Below are 15,361 nucleotides of genomic sequence, written 5' to 3'. Positions count from 1 at the left end.
TCGTCCGAATATTGAGTTCGGATCTCTTAGCGGTCCGGCGCGACAATTCATAGGGTTGAGGCGTTCAAAAATACATGGCAAGCCCTTGCCGAGCCATTCTGAGGTATAATTGATGCAACCCGTCCACGCCCCCTTCCCCGCCACACGCCTGCGCCGCACCCGTGCCAATGCCGGTATCCGCGCGCTGGTGCGCGAGAATGACCTGCACTTGGGCGATCTGATCTGGCCGGTTTTCGTGCGCGAAGGCGAAGGCGTGGAAGAGCCGATCCCCTCCATGCCCGGTGTCATGCGCCGCTCGGTCGACACCTTGGTCCCGGCGGTGCGCGCAGCCGCGGATCTGGGCATCGGCACGGTCTGCGTCTTCCCCTACACCGGGCCTGAGGACCGGACCGAGGATTGCGCCCGCGCATGGGATCCGCAGAACGCCACCAACCGCGCCATCGCCGCCATCAAAGAGGCGGTGCCGGAGATGGTGGTGATGACCGATGTGGCGCTCGATACCTATAACATCAACGGCCATGACGGTTTCGTCGAAGACGGCATAATCGTGAATGACCGCACGGTCGAGGCGCTGGTCAAGATGGCGCTGGCACAGGCCGAAGCAGGGGCGGATATCATCGGGCCTTCGGATATGATGGACGGGCGCATCGGCGCGATCCGCGCAGGTCTCGAAGAGGCCGGGCATCAAGATGTGATGATCCTGAGCTACGCCGCCAAATACGCCAGCGCCTTCTACGGCCCCTTCCGCGACGCGGTTGGCGCCTCTGCGGCCCTGACCGGCGACAAGAAGACCTATCAGATGGATCCGGCCAATAGTGACGAGGCGCTGCGGCTGGTGGCGCGCGACCTCTCGGAAGGCGCGGATATGGTTATGGTGAAACCGGGAATGCCCTACCTTGATATCTGCCGCCGGGTGAAAGACGCCTTCGGCGCTCCGACCTTCGCCTATCAGGTCTCGGGCGAATACAGCATGATCAAGGGCGCGGCAGACCAAGGTTGGATCAACGGCGAACGCGCGATGATGGAGAGCCTTCTGGCCTTTAAACGCGCGGGCTGCGACGGCGTGCTGACCTATTTCGCCCCCGATGTCGCCCGGCTTTTGCTCAAAAGCGCGTGACCTAAGGGCGTAAATCTGCGCAAAGGGGCCAATCAACATGACAAGCCGCGTGATTATGCGTAATCTCCCGCATAAGTCGGGAAAACCGGCAGCAGGCAACCGATCTTGAATATACAGGCAGAAAAGATGACCAATCAGACATACAACCGGCGCTTCGTGACATTGGGCGCCCTCTCGGCGCTCGGCGCGACCGCGGCCTGCGGCAATGGCGTGGGCGGACGCGGCAGCGCGATGATCGACGCGCGCGTGGATGCAACACTGGCCGAGATGTACCGCGGCTATCCCAACACCCGGCAATTGGCCGAAAAGGCCAATGGCATGTTGGTCATGCCGCTGGTGACGGAAGCGGGCCTCGGCTTTGGCGGTGCCTATGGGCGCGGCGCGCTGCGCGTGAACGACGTGACGGTGGACTATTATTCGGTGACCAAAGCCTCGGGCGGCTTGCAGATCGGCGCGCAGCAATATGCGCATGTGCTGTTCTTCATGACCGAACCCGCCCTGCGCGAATTCCGCCGCTCGCCGGGCTGGGCCGCGGGTGCCGGGCTGGAATACGTGATCTCCGACAAGGGCGACAGCGTGAACGCCGATACCACGACCGTGATGGCCCCGGTTCTGGCCGCCGTCTTTGGCCGCGCGGGCCTACGCATCGGCGCGACGCTGGAAGGCACGAAATACACGCGGATCATTCCCTAAGGGGCACCCGCGCCTGCGGAAAGCGAACGCCCGGCTTTAAGCCGGGCGTTTTTGTTTGGGGCGATGGGCAAAGCTGCCCGTCGCGGGTTACCCGAGGTTCTGCAACCGTTTGAACAGGCTCGACGTATCCCAACGCCCGCCGCCCATCTTCTGCACGTCCTTGTAGAACTGATCGACCAGCGCGGTCACCGGCAGGCTCGCCCCCGTCTCATCCGCCGCATCGAGACAGATGCCCAAATCCTTGCGCATCCAATCCACTGCAAAGCCGTGATCGAACTTGTCGTCGAGCATGGTCTCATAGCGGTTTTCCATCTGCCATGAGCCTGCCGCACCTTGGCTGATCACCTCGACCACCGCGCGGCCATCAAGCCCCGCCTTCTCGGCGAAATGCAGCGCTTCAGAGAGGCCCTGCACCAGCCCCGCGATGGCGATCTGGTTGCACATCTTGGTCATCTGGCCTGCGCCGCTCTCCCCAATGCGGCGGCAGATTTTCGCGTAGACCTCCATGATCGGCAGCGCCCGGTCAAAAGCGCCTTCGTCGCCGCCGCACATGATCGACAACTGGCCGTTTTCCGCACCCGCCTGACCGCCCGAGATCGGCGCGTCGACAAAGCTCACCTGCGCCTCATCGGCGGCGGCATAAAGCTCACGCGTCACGGCCGCCGAAACGGTGGTGTGATCGACAAAGATCGCCCCCGCCGTCATGCCGCCAAAGGCCCCGTCTTCCCCCAAACAGACCGAGCGCAGATCGTCGTCATTGCCCACGCAGGCGATCAGGAAATCCGCATCCTTTGCCGCCGCACGCGGGGTCTTGGCCATGGCGCCGCCATAGGTTTTCACCCAGTCGTCCGCCTTGGCTTCGGTGCGGTTGTAGACGGTCACATCGTGGCCCGCCTTTTGCAGATGCCCCGCCATCGGAGCCCCCATGACCCCCAGTCCCAAAAACGCGAGCTTTGCCATGTGCTTTTCCTTGTCATTCAGTTGCGTTATTCCCTGTCACTACACCTACCACCCTGCGCGCTCCGGTCAATCTGCGCGCCAGTCGAGGATCCCCCGATGGCATTGATGTTTCGCTGGCTTATCCGATTGGCGGTGTTTCTCGTCACGCTGAGCGTCGTGGTTTTGGTGCTGGTCTATTGGTTCGCCGCGCGGTCCCTGCCCGACTATGACGATACGGTCGAGGTCGCAGGCGTCAGCGCCCCGGTCGAGATCGTGCGCGACAATGCCAATGTGCCGCATATCTTCGGGCAGAGCGATGAGGATGTCTTTTTCGGCCTCGGTTTCGCCCATGCCCAAGACCGGCTGTGGCAATTGATCACCCTACGCCGCACCGCGCAGGGGCGGCTGTCCGAGGTTTTCGGCACTGCCACCATCACCACCGACAAGCTGATGCGGCGCTATGACATCTACCGGCTTGCCGTGGCAGCGGCGGATAAGCTCGACCCCGAAACCGAAGCGGCGCTTGAGGCTTATTCCGCCGGGATCAACGCGCGTCTCGACCAGATCAACACCGAAGCCTTGGGCCGCGGTGCGCCCGAGATGTGGCTCTTCAATGCGCCCATGGCCCCGTGGCGGCCCGCGGATTCACTCGCGATCACCAAGCTCATGGGCCTGCAAATGTCGGGCCATCTGGAGGCCGAGGTGCTGCGCGCGCGCGTGTCCTTGGAGTTGAGCGATCCGGACCGTCTGCGCGATATCCTGCCCGAAGCGCCGGGCAGCGGGGTCGCCGCCCTGCCCGAATATGCCGCCCTCTTCCCCGAGGTCACCCGCAGCCACGCCGCCGCAGCGCCGATAGCGCGACACCCGCTGTCGCCCTTCAAACGGCAGGCCTTCGCCGGGGCTTCCAACGCTTGGGCCGCCGCGCCCTCGCGCTCTGCCGCGGGGGGCACGCTTTTGGCCAATGACCCGCATTTGGGCTTCACCGCCCCCGCGATCTGGTATCTCGCCCGGTTGGAGCTTGAGACCGGCGGCGTGATCGGTGGCACCATTCCGGGGATGCCGGTGGTGCTTACGGGTCGCAGCGCCGACCTGGGCTGGGGGCTGACCACCGCCTATGTCGACGATCAAGACGTCTATATCGAAGAGCTGAACCCCGACAACGCCGAGGAATATCGCACCCCGGATGGCTTCAAGAAATTCCGCAAACGCGCGTCGATCATCAATATCGCCGATGCCGACCCGATCACCGTCACCCTGCGTTGGACCGACAATGGCCCCGTGCTGCCCGGCAGCCACTACAACCTTGGCAGCATCACCCCGCCGGGGCATGTGGCCGCTGTCGCCTCGACCCTCTTTACCGAGGAGGACACTTCGCTGGCCGCCGCGATGAAGGTGATGCGCGCGAAATCGGTGCAGCAGGCGATCAATGCCGCGACGGACTATGTGGCGCCAGCACAGAACCTCACGCTGGTCGACCGCGATACCATCGCGATGAAGACCATCGGCGCCATGCCGCGTCGCGATGCCAATCACCAAAGCGAAGGGCGCATGCCCAGCCCCGGTTGGATCGCCGCCAACCGCTGGGACGGGATGCTGCCCTATACCGCGAACCCCGAATTCATCGCCCCCGCAGGCGGCATCCTTGGCAATACCAACAACAAGACGGTCGACCGCCCCTTCCCCAACCATGTCTCCTTTGTCTGGGGCGACACGCAGCGGGTGCAGCGCTGGCAACGGCTGATGCAGAACCGCGAGGTGCACACCCGCGACAGTTTCATCGAAGCGCAGCTCGATACCGTCAGCCCCACGGCCCGCTCGCTGCTGCCGCTCATCGGCGCCGAGCTGTGGTTCACCGGAGAGGCCGCCCCCGACGGCACGCCGGAGCGCCAGCGCCAGCGCGCGCTGGATCTGCTCGCCGGTTGGTCGGGTGAGATGAACGAACACCTGCCCGAGCCGCTGATCTATGCCGCGTGGATCCGCGCCTTGCAGGACCGGCTGATCCGCGACGAATTGGGACCGCTGGCCGAGGAGTTCACCCATATCCAGCCGCTCTTCATCGAACGCGCCTTTCGCGATGTGCAGGGCGCTGCGAAGTGGTGCGACGTGCGCCAATCCGCCCCGGTGGAGACCTGCCACGACATGGCGCGGCTGGCGCTCGACGACGCGCTGCTCTGGATCAACGAAACATGGGGCACGCAGCTTGAATCCCTCCGCTGGGGCGACGCGCATCAGGCGACTCATGACCACCCCGTGCTGGGCGAGGTGCCGCTTTTGCGCTACTTCGTGAACATCCGCCAGTCGACCTCGGGCGGGGACAATACCCTGCAACGCGGGCTGACACGCGGCACCGGCAAAGACCCCTTCTTTAACGTGCACGGCGCAGGCTATCGCGGCGTTTACGATTTTGCCGATCCCGACAGTTCGGTCTTTGTCACCTCCACCGGGCAATCGGGGCATTTCCTGTCGCGGCATTACGATGATATGGCGCAACTCTGGCGGCGGGGCGAATATATCCCGATGTCGCTGGACGCCGAACTGGCCCGCGCCGCTGCCGTGGGCGTGACCCGATTGGAGCCTGCCCAATGACCGCCCGCGTGATCCTGCTGAACAAACCCTATGGCGTGCTGTCGCAATTCACCGACAAGGGCACCGAAGGCAGCACGCGGCCCACCCTCTCGGCCTATGTCGATGAAAAGGGGTTTTATCCTGCCGGGCGGCTCGACCGCGACAGCGAAGGGCTTTTGGTGCTGACAGACCACGGCCCGCTTCAGGCCCGCATCGCGCATCCGAAATACAAACGGCCCAAGAGCTATCTGGTGCAGGTCGAAGGCACGCCGGATGCCGCGGCGCTCGACGCGCTGCGCAAAGGTGTCGAACTGAAGGACGGTCTGACGAAACCCGCCCAAGTGGATCAGATCGACGCGCCTGATCCGCTTTGGCCGCGCGACCCGCCGGTGCGCTTTCGCAAGACGGTCCCCGACGCTTGGCTGCGCATCACCATCCGCGAGGGTCGCAACCGGCAAGTGCGGCGCATGACGGCCCATGTCGGCTTGCCCACCCTGCGGCTGATCCGCGAAAGCGTGGGCGATTGGACGCTGGCCGGGCTGCAGCCCGGCGCATGGCGCTGGTCGACCGAGACGGGCCGTTAGGTGAACGCACGGGTGATCGCCACACCCGCCGTCGCCGCCGTCCCGGTCAAGACCGAGCCCCAAGTGAAGTCGCGCGCGACCATGGCCCATGTCCAATCCTTGAGCGTCGCCAAATTGGTGAACTCATAGGTGCCATAGCCCATCGCCCCGATCAGCAGCGCATTGCCAAAGACCCAGAGCAGCGAATGATCCTGCACCATCGCGGGCCAAGACACGAACCACAGCACCACGGCCACGAAGAAGGCATAGAAGATCAGCGCCGGGGCCATGCGGAATTCATCCAACAGCCAGTTGCCGATATCACGCTCGAACGCAGGTTTGATGAGATAGGTCAGGCCAAGGTAATCCAGCCCGAGGAAGATGACGACGGTTGAGATATAGAGGATAACGAGGGTCATGTGGCGCGCTCCGTTTTTGGTCATAGGACCATATGCGGCGCGGGACCCGGAATTCGATGCCGGGGGCGGCAAAATTTCACCGCCCATGGCAAACCCGTCAAATTTGCTGGTATTCCGCCTCTTGCCGCGCGGACCAGCGCACGGTGATCTCGAACCCGTCGTCGGTCTGGCGCTCGCCCTCGACCACGTCCTGCGCAAACAGCCACGCGCGTTTCTTGCCGTCGGCGAAACCGAGGGTCAGCACAGCCTCGCGCACCGCACCTTGCAGCGCCTCGGCGATGGTTTCTTGCAGCGTCTCCAGCCCCTCGCCGGTGATGGCCGAGATCGCCAGCACATCATCATTGCGCGCGGCACGGGCGCGCATGGCCTCGGCCCGGTCTTCGGGCAGCAGGTCCAGCTTGTTCCAAACCTCGAAACTGCGGGTCTCTTTCGGCACGCCGAGAGAGGCGAGAATATCGCGCACGTTCTGGGCCTGCTCCTCGGTCTCGGCGTGGGAGACATCGCGCACATGGCAGATGATATCTGCGGCCAACACCTCTTCCAGCGTGGCGCGGAAGGCGGCGACGAGTTCCGTGGGCAGATCGCTGATGAACCCAACCGTGTCGCTGAGGATGATCTCAGGCCCATCGGGCAGCACGAGGCTGCGCATGGTCGGGTCGAGCGTGGCAAAGAGCATGTCTTTGGCCATGACCTCAGCCCCGGTCAAGCGGTTGAAAAGCGTGGATTTCCCGGCGTTGGTATAGCCCACCAGTGCAACGATTGGGAACGGCACCTTGGCCCGTGCGGCACGGTGCAACGCGCGGGTTTTCACGACCTTTTCCAACTGGCGGCGCAGGCGCACCAATTGGTCGTCGATGGCGCGGCGGTCAGCCTCGATCTGGGTCTCACCCGGACCGCCGACAAAGCCCAAACCGCCCCGCTGCCGCTCAAGGTGGGTCCATGCCCGGACAAGCCGCGTACGCTGATAGTTCAGCGCGGCCATCTCAACCTGAAGCACCCCTTCGCGGGTCGCCGCACGGTCACTGAAGATTTCGAGAATCAGCCCGGTCCGGTCGAGCAATTTGACGCCCCAAGCCTTCTCTAGATTGCGCTGCTGCACCGGGGTCACGGGGCCATCGACCAGCACGAGGTCGACCTCTGCCCCCTTCATGCGCTGCTCAAGCTCTTCGATCTTGCCCTTGCCGAACAGCATACCCGCATGCACCGTGCGCAGGGGCACGACTTCGGAGCCGACGACCTGCAACTCGGGCAGCGCCTCGGCCAATGCCACGGCTTCAGCCAGCGCGGGCTCTGGCGCGCGCCGGTCGTTGTCGGACTTGATATCAGGATGCAGCACCCAAGCGCGCGTTACGCGGGGCCCGTCGCTGTTGTCGATCTGAAATGCTGGACGGCTCAAGAAGCGTCTTCGCCCTCATATAGGCTGATCGGCTGGCTTGGCATGATGGTCGAAATCGCGTGTTTGTACACAAGTTGCGATTGACCGTCGCGGCGCAGCAGAACGCAGAAGTTGTCAAACCATGTAATGACGCCCTGCAATTTGACGCCATTGATCAGGAAAATTGTCACCGGTACTTTGGTCTTGCGAACGTGGTTAAGGAACGCATCCTGAAGGTTCTGTCTGTCTGACGCCATCGTAGTCTCGCCTTTTGTTCTTGCTGGCGTCCGCGTACCGGACCCCCCCATTGCCTCAAGTATGGAGTGCGAAAGCGTGAGTTTCCAGCCCCAATATCAGAGGACTAGGACGGTTCTAGCGCTAAACGTGTCAAGCGCGCCACAAATTCGGGGTCATCAGCGCAATAATCGCCAAGGTTTCCAGCCGCCCCAGCACCATGGCACCGCTGAGGATGACTTTGGCCGCCAATCCCAGTTCGATCAGGTGAATGGGCTTGTCGGCGGCATGTTCGATCAGCGGCCCCGTGGTGGAGAGCGTGGCCACCGACATGACCACCGCCGCATCGAAGGAGGCGCCGGTCAGGGTCAGCAGGAGGGTCACCCCGGCCAGTGACATGGCGAAGAGCATGAAGAAGATCCAAGCGATGAAAGCCCCGTTGCTTTGCAAACGCCGCCCGGCCGCCCCCGCCCCGCTGACGGAGTTGGGATAGACCAGCCGGTCCATCTCGCGCACCCCGTTTTGGTAAAGGGCGAAGACCCGCAGCAGTTTCACCCCGCCCGCCGTGGTAGCCACCCCGCCGCCGATCAGCGCAAGCCCCATGAGCACCAGCCCCGGCGTGCGCAGCCCCGACCAATTCTGCGCATCGGCCCAATGCTCAGAGACGAAACCGGTGGTCGACAGGAAGGAGAGCACCGTGAACAGCCCGCCCCAAAGCGCGTGCAAGGCGCGGGTGCCGTCAACTTCGACCTCGACCTCGACCTCAAAGGCGCCGATCCAATGGCGCGCGAACAGCAGCAGCGGCACGCCGATCACCACCAAAAGCCCGATGCGAAACTCAGGGTCGGTCATCAGCCCGCCTTGGGTCGCCGTGACGGTATCCTTGGAAAAGGTCAGCCGCGACAGGGCGAAAAGCATGAAGAGCATCATCACCGCCTCGCCCGTCACGCCGACCTGCGCCTCGGCCACGCCGCCGATGGGCGAAATGCCCGAAGTTGCCATGACCGACATGGCATGGCAAAGCGCCACCAAGGCCGTCTCTCCCCCGATGACCAGCAAGAGCCACAGCAGAAGTGTTAGCCCGAAGTAGATCGGCAGCAGCGCTTGGGTTGTGCGCAGCAGCCGTTGGCGCGGGGTGATCCGGCCCATCCGCGTGTTGATCCGGTCATCAGGCCGCCCCGGTTCGGCCTGCGCCGTGACCTCGAAGCCGCCCAAATGCAGCGGGGCCAGAATGGCCGAGGCCGTGACCCACATCAGCAGCCCGCCCATCCAGCCAACCTGCGCGCGCCACAGATGCAGCGTGTCACTCAGCCGTTCGGGGTTGAACATGGTGGCCCCGGTGGTGGTCAGGGCGCTGACCATCTCGAAATAGACGTTCATAAACCGCGTGGTCGGCAGCGCCTCAAGGAAGGGCACCGCGAAAAAGACCGGCAAGAACACAAAAGCCGACAGCAGCGACAAGAGCGGCCCAAGCGCGCCATCCAAGGGTTTGCGCCCGGCATGGGCGATGGCGATAAGCGTGAAGGCCACAAGCCCCAAAAGCCCCGCATAGAGAAAGGCGCGGCTGGCCAGATGGTCATTCATCACCAGCCCGTGGATCGACGGCAGGATCATCGACAGGGCAGAGACGCCGAACAATTGCAAGAACAGCGGCAGCTGCACGATCTCCCGGCGGATGCCGGTCGGGCCTATGCGGGTCGGTTGCGTCACAAAGGCGCTCCTGCGCTTAGAAAAAGTCGATCGAGACCTGCAAAAGCTGTTCGACCCGCGGCACATCCTCAGCCAGAGCAAAGAGGGCGACCACATCGCCTTCGTCGATCCGCGTGCTGCCCAGGGGGCGAATGACCTTGCCTTCCTTGCGCAGCATGCCGATCAAAACCCCTTCGGGGAAGTCGATTTCCGAGACTTTCTTGCCCGCAAGGGGCGAGGTCGACAGCACTTCGGCCTCGATCACCTCGGCCTCGGCGTCGCCGATGGAATAGACCGCCCGCACCCGGCCATGGCGGATGTGGCGCAGGATCGAACTCACGGTCGTGGCGCGCGGGTTGATATAGGCGTCGATGCCGAGGTGGGTCATCAGCGGCACCAGCGTTGGGTCGTTGATCAGCGCGATGACATAGGGGCAGCCCTCGGCCTTGGCGCGGACGCAAGACAGCATGTTGGTCTTGTCGTCGTCGGTCACCGCCAGCATCGCATCGGCGCGGCTGATGCCCGCCTCGGCCAGCAGCGCTGCATCCAGCCCGTCGCCATTGAGCACGATTGTCCGCTCCAACCCTTCGGCGGCACGCTCGGCGCATTTGCGGTTCTTCTCAATCATCTTGGTGCGCACGCGCAACGGCCCGCTTTCCAGATGCTGCGCCACGGTCAGGCCGACATTGCCGCCGCCCACGAGCACGACACGCTCTTGCTTGGTGGTTTGCTTGCCGAAAATCTCCATCGTGCGGACGATGTCGTCGTGATGCGAGAAGACATAGCAATCATCGCCCACGAAAAGCTGGTCCTTCGCCTCGGGCGCGAAAAGCGTGCCGTCGCGGCGCACGCCCACGACCACGGCGCGCAGGGTCGAAAAGAGATCGGTCAGTTGCCGCAGCGGCGTGTTCACCACCGGGCAATCGCTGTCGATCGAAATGCCCAGAAGCTGCGCCTGCCCCTCCATGAAAATCTCGGTGTCGAAAGCGGCGGGCGCACTGAGCCGCTGGAGCGCTGCGGTGGCGACTTCCTTCTCGGGCGAGATCACCACGTCGATCGGCATGTGATCGCGGCGATAGAGGTCGGAGTAGATCGCATCGAGATAGGACTGGCTGCGCAGCCGCGCGATCTTGCGGTTGATGCCGAATACCGAATGCGCCACCTGACAGGTCACCATATTGACCTCATCGGAATGGGTCGCGGCGATGATCATCTCGGCGTCCCGCGCGCCTGCACGGTCCAGCACATCAGGGTAGCTCGCAAATCCGGCGATGCCCTGCACATCCAGCGTATCGGTGGCGCGGCGGATCAATTCGGCATTGCTGTCGACCACGGTCACATCGTTGCGCTCTCCGCTGAGGTGACGGGCAATCTGCCAACCCACCTGCCCTGCGCCGCAAATGATGATTTTCATGAAGGCTTCCTTACCCTGAGCAAAGATCGTGTGAGGGTTGTCTTGGGTCGGTTAGAGGGCATGACAGATGGGTTGGCAAGGGTCAAATCAATTGTCTTTGCCCCGCAACGGCGGCATGATGGGGCCATGAAACCGATATCTCCCCGCCCCTCCCGCGCCGCTTTCGCCCTGACCTTTATCGGCTTGGCGGCGGCGGCCTGTGCGCCGCTCAACACCTATTACAAACCGGGCGCGAGCGTCGCGCAGGTCAATCGCACCACCACCGCTTGCGAGGTTCAGGCCCTGCGCGACGTGCCGATCTCGACGCAGATCCGCCGCGAACCGCCACGCTATGTGCCCGCGCGCCGCCACTGCGATGCCGATAACAATTGCACCACGCGGGGCGGTTTTTACGTGCCGGGGGAATTGGTGACCTTTGACCCGAACGAAGACCTGCGCAACCGGGTCGAGGCGCAATGTATGGCCGACAAAGGTTTCGCGCCCGTGTCGATCCCCGCCTGCCCCCGCAATGTGGCCCGCGCCGCACCAACGCGCGCGACGACCACGCTGCCCGCGCTCAACCCCAAGTCCTGCGTGATCCGCAACAGCGATGGGTCGTTCCAGATCGTCACCCAAGGGTGACGCATGCGCGCGCGGGGCAGCCCCCCTGCGCGCGACCGGCGGGGTTTAACCCGCCGCTTCGACTTCCTCGTCCACATGGGCCACGCGCACGCCCGCTTTGGCCGAGGTTACCACGCCAAGCGATTTCAGCTTGCGGTGCAGGGCGCTGCGCTCCATCCCCACGAAATTCGCGGTGCGGCTGATGTTGCCGCCGAAACGGTTGATCTGGGTCAGCAGATACTCCCGCTCGAAAGCCTCGCGCGCTTCGCGCAGCGGCAGCGTCGCCAAGGCCCCCGAGAGTACCACGCGCCCCTCATCGCCGCCATTCTCTTCTTCGCCCGGCAGTTCCCGCGCTTCGATCGGGCCGGTGCCGTCGCCAAGGATCAGCACCCGTTCGACAAGGTTCTTCAGCTGGCGCACGTTGCCGGGCCAGACCATCGTCTGCATCAGCGCCACGGCGTCTTCGGTCAACGCGCGCTGCGGCAGCCCTTGGGACGCGTTGAATTCCGCGATGAAATGTTCGGCCAGCAGCGGGATATCCTCGCGGCGCTCTTCAAGCGAGGGCACGGCGATCGGCACGACGTTAAGACGGTGATAGAGTTCCTGCCGGAAAGTATCGGCCTTGATCGCCTGATCCAGGTCGCGGTTCGTCGAAGAGATCACCCGCAGATCGACCCGGACCTTATCCGTCCCGCCAACGCGGGTGAATTGTTGATCGACCAAGACCCGCAGGATCTTGGACTGGGTGCCAAGCGGCATGTCGGCGACCTCATCGAAATAGATCACCCCGCCATGGGCCTGCTCCAGCAACCCCGGCTCGACCCCGCGGTCCGGCGTCTCGCGGCCAAAAAGCACCTCTTCCATCCGGTCGGGCGCCACCCCGGCGCAGTTGACGGTGACAAAGGGTGCGGAGGCGCGGGCGGAATGGGCGTGAATATAGCGGGCGGCCACTTCCTTGCCCGATCCGGCCGGGCCGGTCAGCATCACGCGGCCATTGGATTTGGTCACCTTATCAAGCTGGCCCAGCAAAGCACGATAGGGCGCGGAGGTCCCGATCATCTCGGAGGTTGCCACATCGCGGCGCTTAAGGTTCTGGTTCTCCCGGCGCAGACGTGAGGTTTCCATCGCGCGGCGGATCACCACCAGCAACTGGTCTATGTTGAACGGCTTTTCGATAAAATCGTAAGCGCCCTGTTTGATCGCCGCCACGGCAATCTCGATATTGCCATGGCCCGAGATGATCACCACCGGCACATCCGGGTTGTCGCGCTTGACCGTCTTGAGGATGTCGATCCCGTCCATGCGGCTGTCTTTCAACCAGATATCGAGGATGATCAGCGCCGGTGCCTCGGTGTTGATCTCGGCCATCGTCTCATCCGAATTGCTGGCCAATCGCGTGGCAAAGCCCTCATCCTCAAGGATGTCCGAGATCAACTCACGGATGTCGCGTTCGTCGTCTACAATCAGAATGTCACTCATCTGCCTTATCCCCTTGGTCTGTCGTTGCGTCGATGGCCACGGGCAGCGAAATGACTGCCATGGCACCGTGATGGTCTTGCCCGTCAAATGCGGGCGCGGTTTCGAGCGTCAGGCTGCCGCCGTGTTCCTCGATAATCTTTTTGACGATCGGCAGGCCCAGCCCCGTGCCTTCGCTGCGCGTGGTCACATAGGGCTCAAACAGCCGGGCGCGGTCTTCGGGCAGGCCGATGCCATTATCGGCGATGGTCAACCGCAAGAGCCGGTTCTCGGGCGCAAGCGTCACGCGGATCTGCGGTGCATGCCCTTCCGGCGCGCCTTCTTTCTTTAGGCTTTCAATGGCTTCGCCTGCGTTCTTGATCAGGTTGGTCAGCGCCTGCGAGATCATCGTGCCGTCGATATTGGCCATGACCGGCTGCGTGGGCAGGTCAAGCTTGATCACCACCTCTTCCTGCCGGCTTTGCTGAAGCAGCACCGCGTCGCGCAGCAACTGCCGGATGTCCTGACGGCTGGTTTCCGGCTCCGGCATCCGCGCGAATTTCGAGAATTCGTCGACGATTCGCCGCAGGTCACCCGTCTGGCGAATAATCACGCCGGTCATCTGCTCCAGCGCGTCATCATCGCCCTCGGCCATCTTGGGGCCGAACTTGCGGCGAATGCGCTCAGCACTCAGCTGGATGGGCGTCAGCGGGTTCTTGATCTCATGCGCGATGCGGCGGGCCACATCGCCCCATGCGGCCATGCGCTGCGCCGAGACCAGATCGGTCACATCGTCAAAGGCCACCACATAGCCTTCAAGATCGCCATCCTTGGACCGGCGGGTCGCCATGCGGACCAAAAGGTTCTCCATCGCCCCTTGGCGCGAGACCTTGACCTCGGCCTGCGCCACCTCATCCGAGGCGGCCTTGACCGTCTCGAACAGCGGGCCGAACTCCGGCACCGCAAGGGTCAGCGGCAGGCTTTGCTGATCTTCGGACCAATCCAGCAGCCGCATGGCCGAGCGGTTCACGAAGGTCACGCGCCCCTCGGGGTCGAGCCCCACCACGCCCGAGGTCACCGAACTCAGCACGGAATCGAAGAGGCGGCGGCGGCGTTCGATCTGGTCGGTATTCTCCAACAGCGTCTCACGCTGGCCCTTCAACTGCCGGGTCATCTGATTGAAGTAACGGCCCAGCATGGCGATCTCGTCATCGCCCTCTTCTTCGCGGACTTGCACGTTCAAATCACCCGCGCCCACCTGCTGCGCAGCCCCCGTGAGCCGCCCAACCGGGCCGGAAAGACGCTCGGCAAACCACAGGCCCAGCCAAACGGCGGCCAAGATCAGGATCACCGCGAAGCCCAGATAAACAAGGGCGAATTCGAACAGCAGCCGCCCGCGTTCGGATTCAAGCTGTTGGTAGAGGCGCACCGTCTCCTTGGTTTCATCCAGCAGGGCGAGAATTTCGCCATCTACCGCACGGGAGACATAGAGAAAACGATCGACATAGGCGTCCATCGGCACCAGCGCGCGGAATTCATTGTTGGGCCAGTCCTCGATGACCAAAAGCCCCTCTTCGCTGGCGGTTTCCAGCTGCGCCTCGGTGGGGGCCTCAAAATCAAAGAGATAGGACCGATCCCCCCGCGCCCGGATCTGCGCGGTGCTGTCGATCAGAAAGGCTTCGCGCAGGCCGCGTTGGATCTGGCGCTGGCCCTCGCCCAAAAGCTCACTGTCGCTGAGGTTAATGCCCTGTGCCCGGGCGCTGTCGATGCTGCGGGCAAGGGTCTGCGCGTCCAAGATAAGCGCCTCGCGCTGCTCGGCCTCGTAAGCCTCTGCTGCTGCCAAAGACGAGCCGACCACGCCGCTGACCCGGTCGGAAAACCAGCCTTCGAGCCCGACATTCACCGTGAGCCCCGCGAAAATCGCCACCGTGACCGTCGGGATCAGCGCCATCAGCGCAAAGACCCCCGTCAACCGCAGGTGCAACCGCGACCCCGCCGATTTGGCGCGCCGCGCCGAGATCAGCCGCCCGACTTGGATCAGCACCAGCGCCGCCACCAGCAGCACATAGACGAGGTCGGACAAGAGAATGAGCCGCAGGTTGAGCGTATCCGCCCCCTGCCCTAGCGGCCCGAGCGCCAGATAGGTCGCCAGCGCCAAGACCGGCCCCAGCACCACCAGCCCAAAGGTGGACCAATTGCGCAGCCGCTTGACCCGCCTGAGACGCCCCAACCGCTCGAGCTTGAACCTGCGTGACCGGGTTGCCACCCGCATACCTCACCGATGTTGTGATGCATCGC

13 protein-coding genes are annotated in these 15,361 nt (G+C 63.6%); 5 read left to right on the top strand and 8 right to left on the bottom strand.

The features are described 5' to 3' along the window. Positions 1-112 precede the first annotated feature (112 nt). Both hemB and ACGYLQ_RS05875 read left to right on the top strand, forming a co-directional pair. The gene (hemB, locus tag ACGYLQ_RS05880) at positions 113-1,117 is read left to right on the top strand and encodes a porphobilinogen synthase (protein ID WP_394441090.1); all 1,005 of its coding nucleotides are present in this window, start codon (positions 113-115) and stop codon (positions 1,115-1,117) included. Between the two features lie 126 nt (positions 1,118-1,243). Next, complete coding sequence (locus ACGYLQ_RS05875) at positions 1,244-1,810, top strand: YSC84-related protein (RefSeq protein ID WP_209218849.1); 567 nt, start codon at positions 1,244-1,246, stop codon at positions 1,808-1,810. An 87-nt stretch (positions 1,811-1,897) separates the two neighbouring features. On the opposite strand, the gene ACGYLQ_RS05870 is transcribed toward ACGYLQ_RS05875, so the two are convergent. Beyond that, on the bottom strand, positions 1,898-2,770 hold the full coding sequence (locus ACGYLQ_RS05870; RefSeq protein WP_394441087.1) for an NAD(P)-dependent oxidoreductase: 873 nt from the start codon (positions 2,768-2,770) through the stop codon (positions 1,898-1,900). A gap of 96 nt (positions 2,771-2,866) precedes the next feature. On the opposite strand from ACGYLQ_RS05870, the gene ACGYLQ_RS05865 reads away from it, so the two are divergent. Further along, positions 2,867-5,335 carry a penicillin acylase family protein gene (locus ACGYLQ_RS05865; RefSeq protein ID WP_394441085.1) on the top strand — a complete coding sequence of 823 codons (2,469 nt, stop codon included), beginning with the start codon at positions 2,867-2,869 and terminating at the stop codon, positions 5,333-5,335. Then, positions 5,332-5,898: a pseudouridine synthase gene (locus tag ACGYLQ_RS05860; RefSeq protein WP_271687376.1), complete on the top strand. Its 567-nt coding sequence runs from the start codon at positions 5,332-5,334 to the stop codon at positions 5,896-5,898. Before ACGYLQ_RS05865 ends, ACGYLQ_RS05860 begins: the two co-directional genes overlap by 4 nt. Here the strand turns inward: ACGYLQ_RS05860 and ACGYLQ_RS05855 are convergent. From ACGYLQ_RS05855 to trkA, 5 genes are all read right to left on the bottom strand, one after another. Next, positions 5,895-6,296 (bottom strand): DUF2177 family protein, encoded by a 402-nt coding sequence (locus tag ACGYLQ_RS05855; protein WP_209218853.1) that lies wholly within the window; start codon positions 6,294-6,296, stop codon positions 5,895-5,897. The two genes, ACGYLQ_RS05860 and ACGYLQ_RS05855, sit on opposite strands and share 4 nt — an antisense overlap. Before the next feature lie 97 nt (positions 6,297-6,393). After that, positions 6,394-7,692 carry a GTPase HflX gene (hflX, locus tag ACGYLQ_RS05850; protein WP_394441082.1) on the bottom strand — a complete coding sequence of 433 codons (1,299 nt, stop codon included), beginning with the start codon at positions 7,690-7,692 and terminating at the stop codon, positions 6,394-6,396. Beyond that, positions 7,689-7,928: an RNA chaperone Hfq gene (gene hfq, locus ACGYLQ_RS05845; protein ID WP_007119530.1), complete on the bottom strand. Its 240-nt coding sequence runs from the start codon at positions 7,926-7,928 to the stop codon at positions 7,689-7,691. Before hfq ends, hflX begins: the two co-directional genes overlap by 4 nt. A gap of 130 nt (positions 7,929-8,058) precedes the next feature. Next, the gene (locus tag ACGYLQ_RS05840) at positions 8,059-9,615 is read right to left on the bottom strand and encodes a TrkH family potassium uptake protein (RefSeq protein ID WP_394441081.1); all 1,557 of its coding nucleotides are present in this window, start codon (positions 9,613-9,615) and stop codon (positions 8,059-8,061) included. A gap of 16 nt (positions 9,616-9,631) precedes the next feature. After that, the gene (gene trkA / locus ACGYLQ_RS05835) at positions 9,632-11,008 is read right to left on the bottom strand and encodes a Trk system potassium transporter TrkA (RefSeq protein ID WP_394441079.1); all 1,377 of its coding nucleotides are present in this window, start codon (positions 11,006-11,008) and stop codon (positions 9,632-9,634) included. Between the two features lie 126 nt (positions 11,009-11,134). On the opposite strand from trkA, the gene ACGYLQ_RS05830 reads away from it, so the two are divergent. After that, positions 11,135-11,629, top strand: a complete 495-nt coding sequence (locus ACGYLQ_RS05830; RefSeq protein ID WP_394441076.1) for a hypothetical protein — start codon at positions 11,135-11,137, stop codon at positions 11,627-11,629. A gap of 45 nt (positions 11,630-11,674) precedes the next feature. Here ACGYLQ_RS05830 and ACGYLQ_RS05825 read toward each other — a convergent pair whose 3' ends face one another. Both ACGYLQ_RS05825 and ACGYLQ_RS05820 read right to left on the bottom strand, forming a co-directional pair. After that, positions 11,675-13,087: a sigma-54-dependent transcriptional regulator gene (locus ACGYLQ_RS05825; RefSeq protein ID WP_394407573.1), complete on the bottom strand. Its 1,413-nt coding sequence runs from the start codon at positions 13,085-13,087 to the stop codon at positions 11,675-11,677. Continuing rightward, complete coding sequence (locus ACGYLQ_RS05820; RefSeq protein ID WP_394441074.1) at positions 13,080-15,335, bottom strand: ATP-binding protein; 2,256 nt, start codon at positions 15,333-15,335, stop codon at positions 13,080-13,082. The genes ACGYLQ_RS05825 and ACGYLQ_RS05820 overlap by 8 nt, the downstream gene beginning before the upstream one ends. Positions 15,336-15,361: the final 26 nt, after the last annotated feature.

Source organism: Sulfitobacter sp. 1A12779 (assembly GCF_043557315.1).
Lineage (GTDB): Bacteria > Pseudomonadota > Alphaproteobacteria > Rhodobacterales > Rhodobacteraceae > Sulfitobacter > Sulfitobacter faviae.
Note: the sequence above shows the minus strand (reverse complement) of the source record. Positions and strands in the feature narration are given on the sequence as shown.

Coding starts and splice junctions, on each gene's coding strand:
- hemB (WP_394441090.1), top strand. CDS start 113: ATGCAACCCGTCCACGCCCCCTTCCCCGCCACACGCCTGCGCCGCACC.
- ACGYLQ_RS05875 (WP_209218849.1), top strand. CDS start 1,244: ATGACCAATCAGACATACAACCGGCGCTTCGTGACATTGGGCGCCCTC.
- ACGYLQ_RS05870 (WP_394441087.1), bottom strand. CDS start 2,770: ATGGCAAAGCTCGCGTTTTTGGGACTGGGGGTCATGGGGGCTCCGATG.
- ACGYLQ_RS05865 (WP_394441085.1), top strand. CDS start 2,867: ATGGCATTGATGTTTCGCTGGCTTATCCGATTGGCGGTGTTTCTCGTC.
- ACGYLQ_RS05860 (WP_271687376.1), top strand. CDS start 5,332: ATGACCGCCCGCGTGATCCTGCTGAACAAACCCTATGGCGTGCTGTCG.
- ACGYLQ_RS05855 (WP_209218853.1), bottom strand. CDS start 6,296: ATGACCCTCGTTATCCTCTATATCTCAACCGTCGTCATCTTCCTCGGG.
- hfq (WP_007119530.1), bottom strand. CDS start 7,928: ATGGCGTCAGACAGACAGAACCTTCAGGATGCGTTCCTTAACCACGTT.
- trkA (WP_394441079.1), bottom strand. CDS start 11,008: ATGAAAATCATCATTTGCGGCGCAGGGCAGGTGGGTTGGCAGATTGCC.
- ACGYLQ_RS05830 (WP_394441076.1), top strand. CDS start 11,135: ATGAAACCGATATCTCCCCGCCCCTCCCGCGCCGCTTTCGCCCTGACC.
- ACGYLQ_RS05825 (WP_394407573.1), bottom strand. CDS start 13,087: ATGAGTGACATTCTGATTGTAGACGACGAACGCGACATCCGTGAGTTG.
- ACGYLQ_RS05820 (WP_394441074.1), bottom strand. CDS start 15,335: ATGCGGGTGGCAACCCGGTCACGCAGGTTCAAGCTCGAGCGGTTGGGG.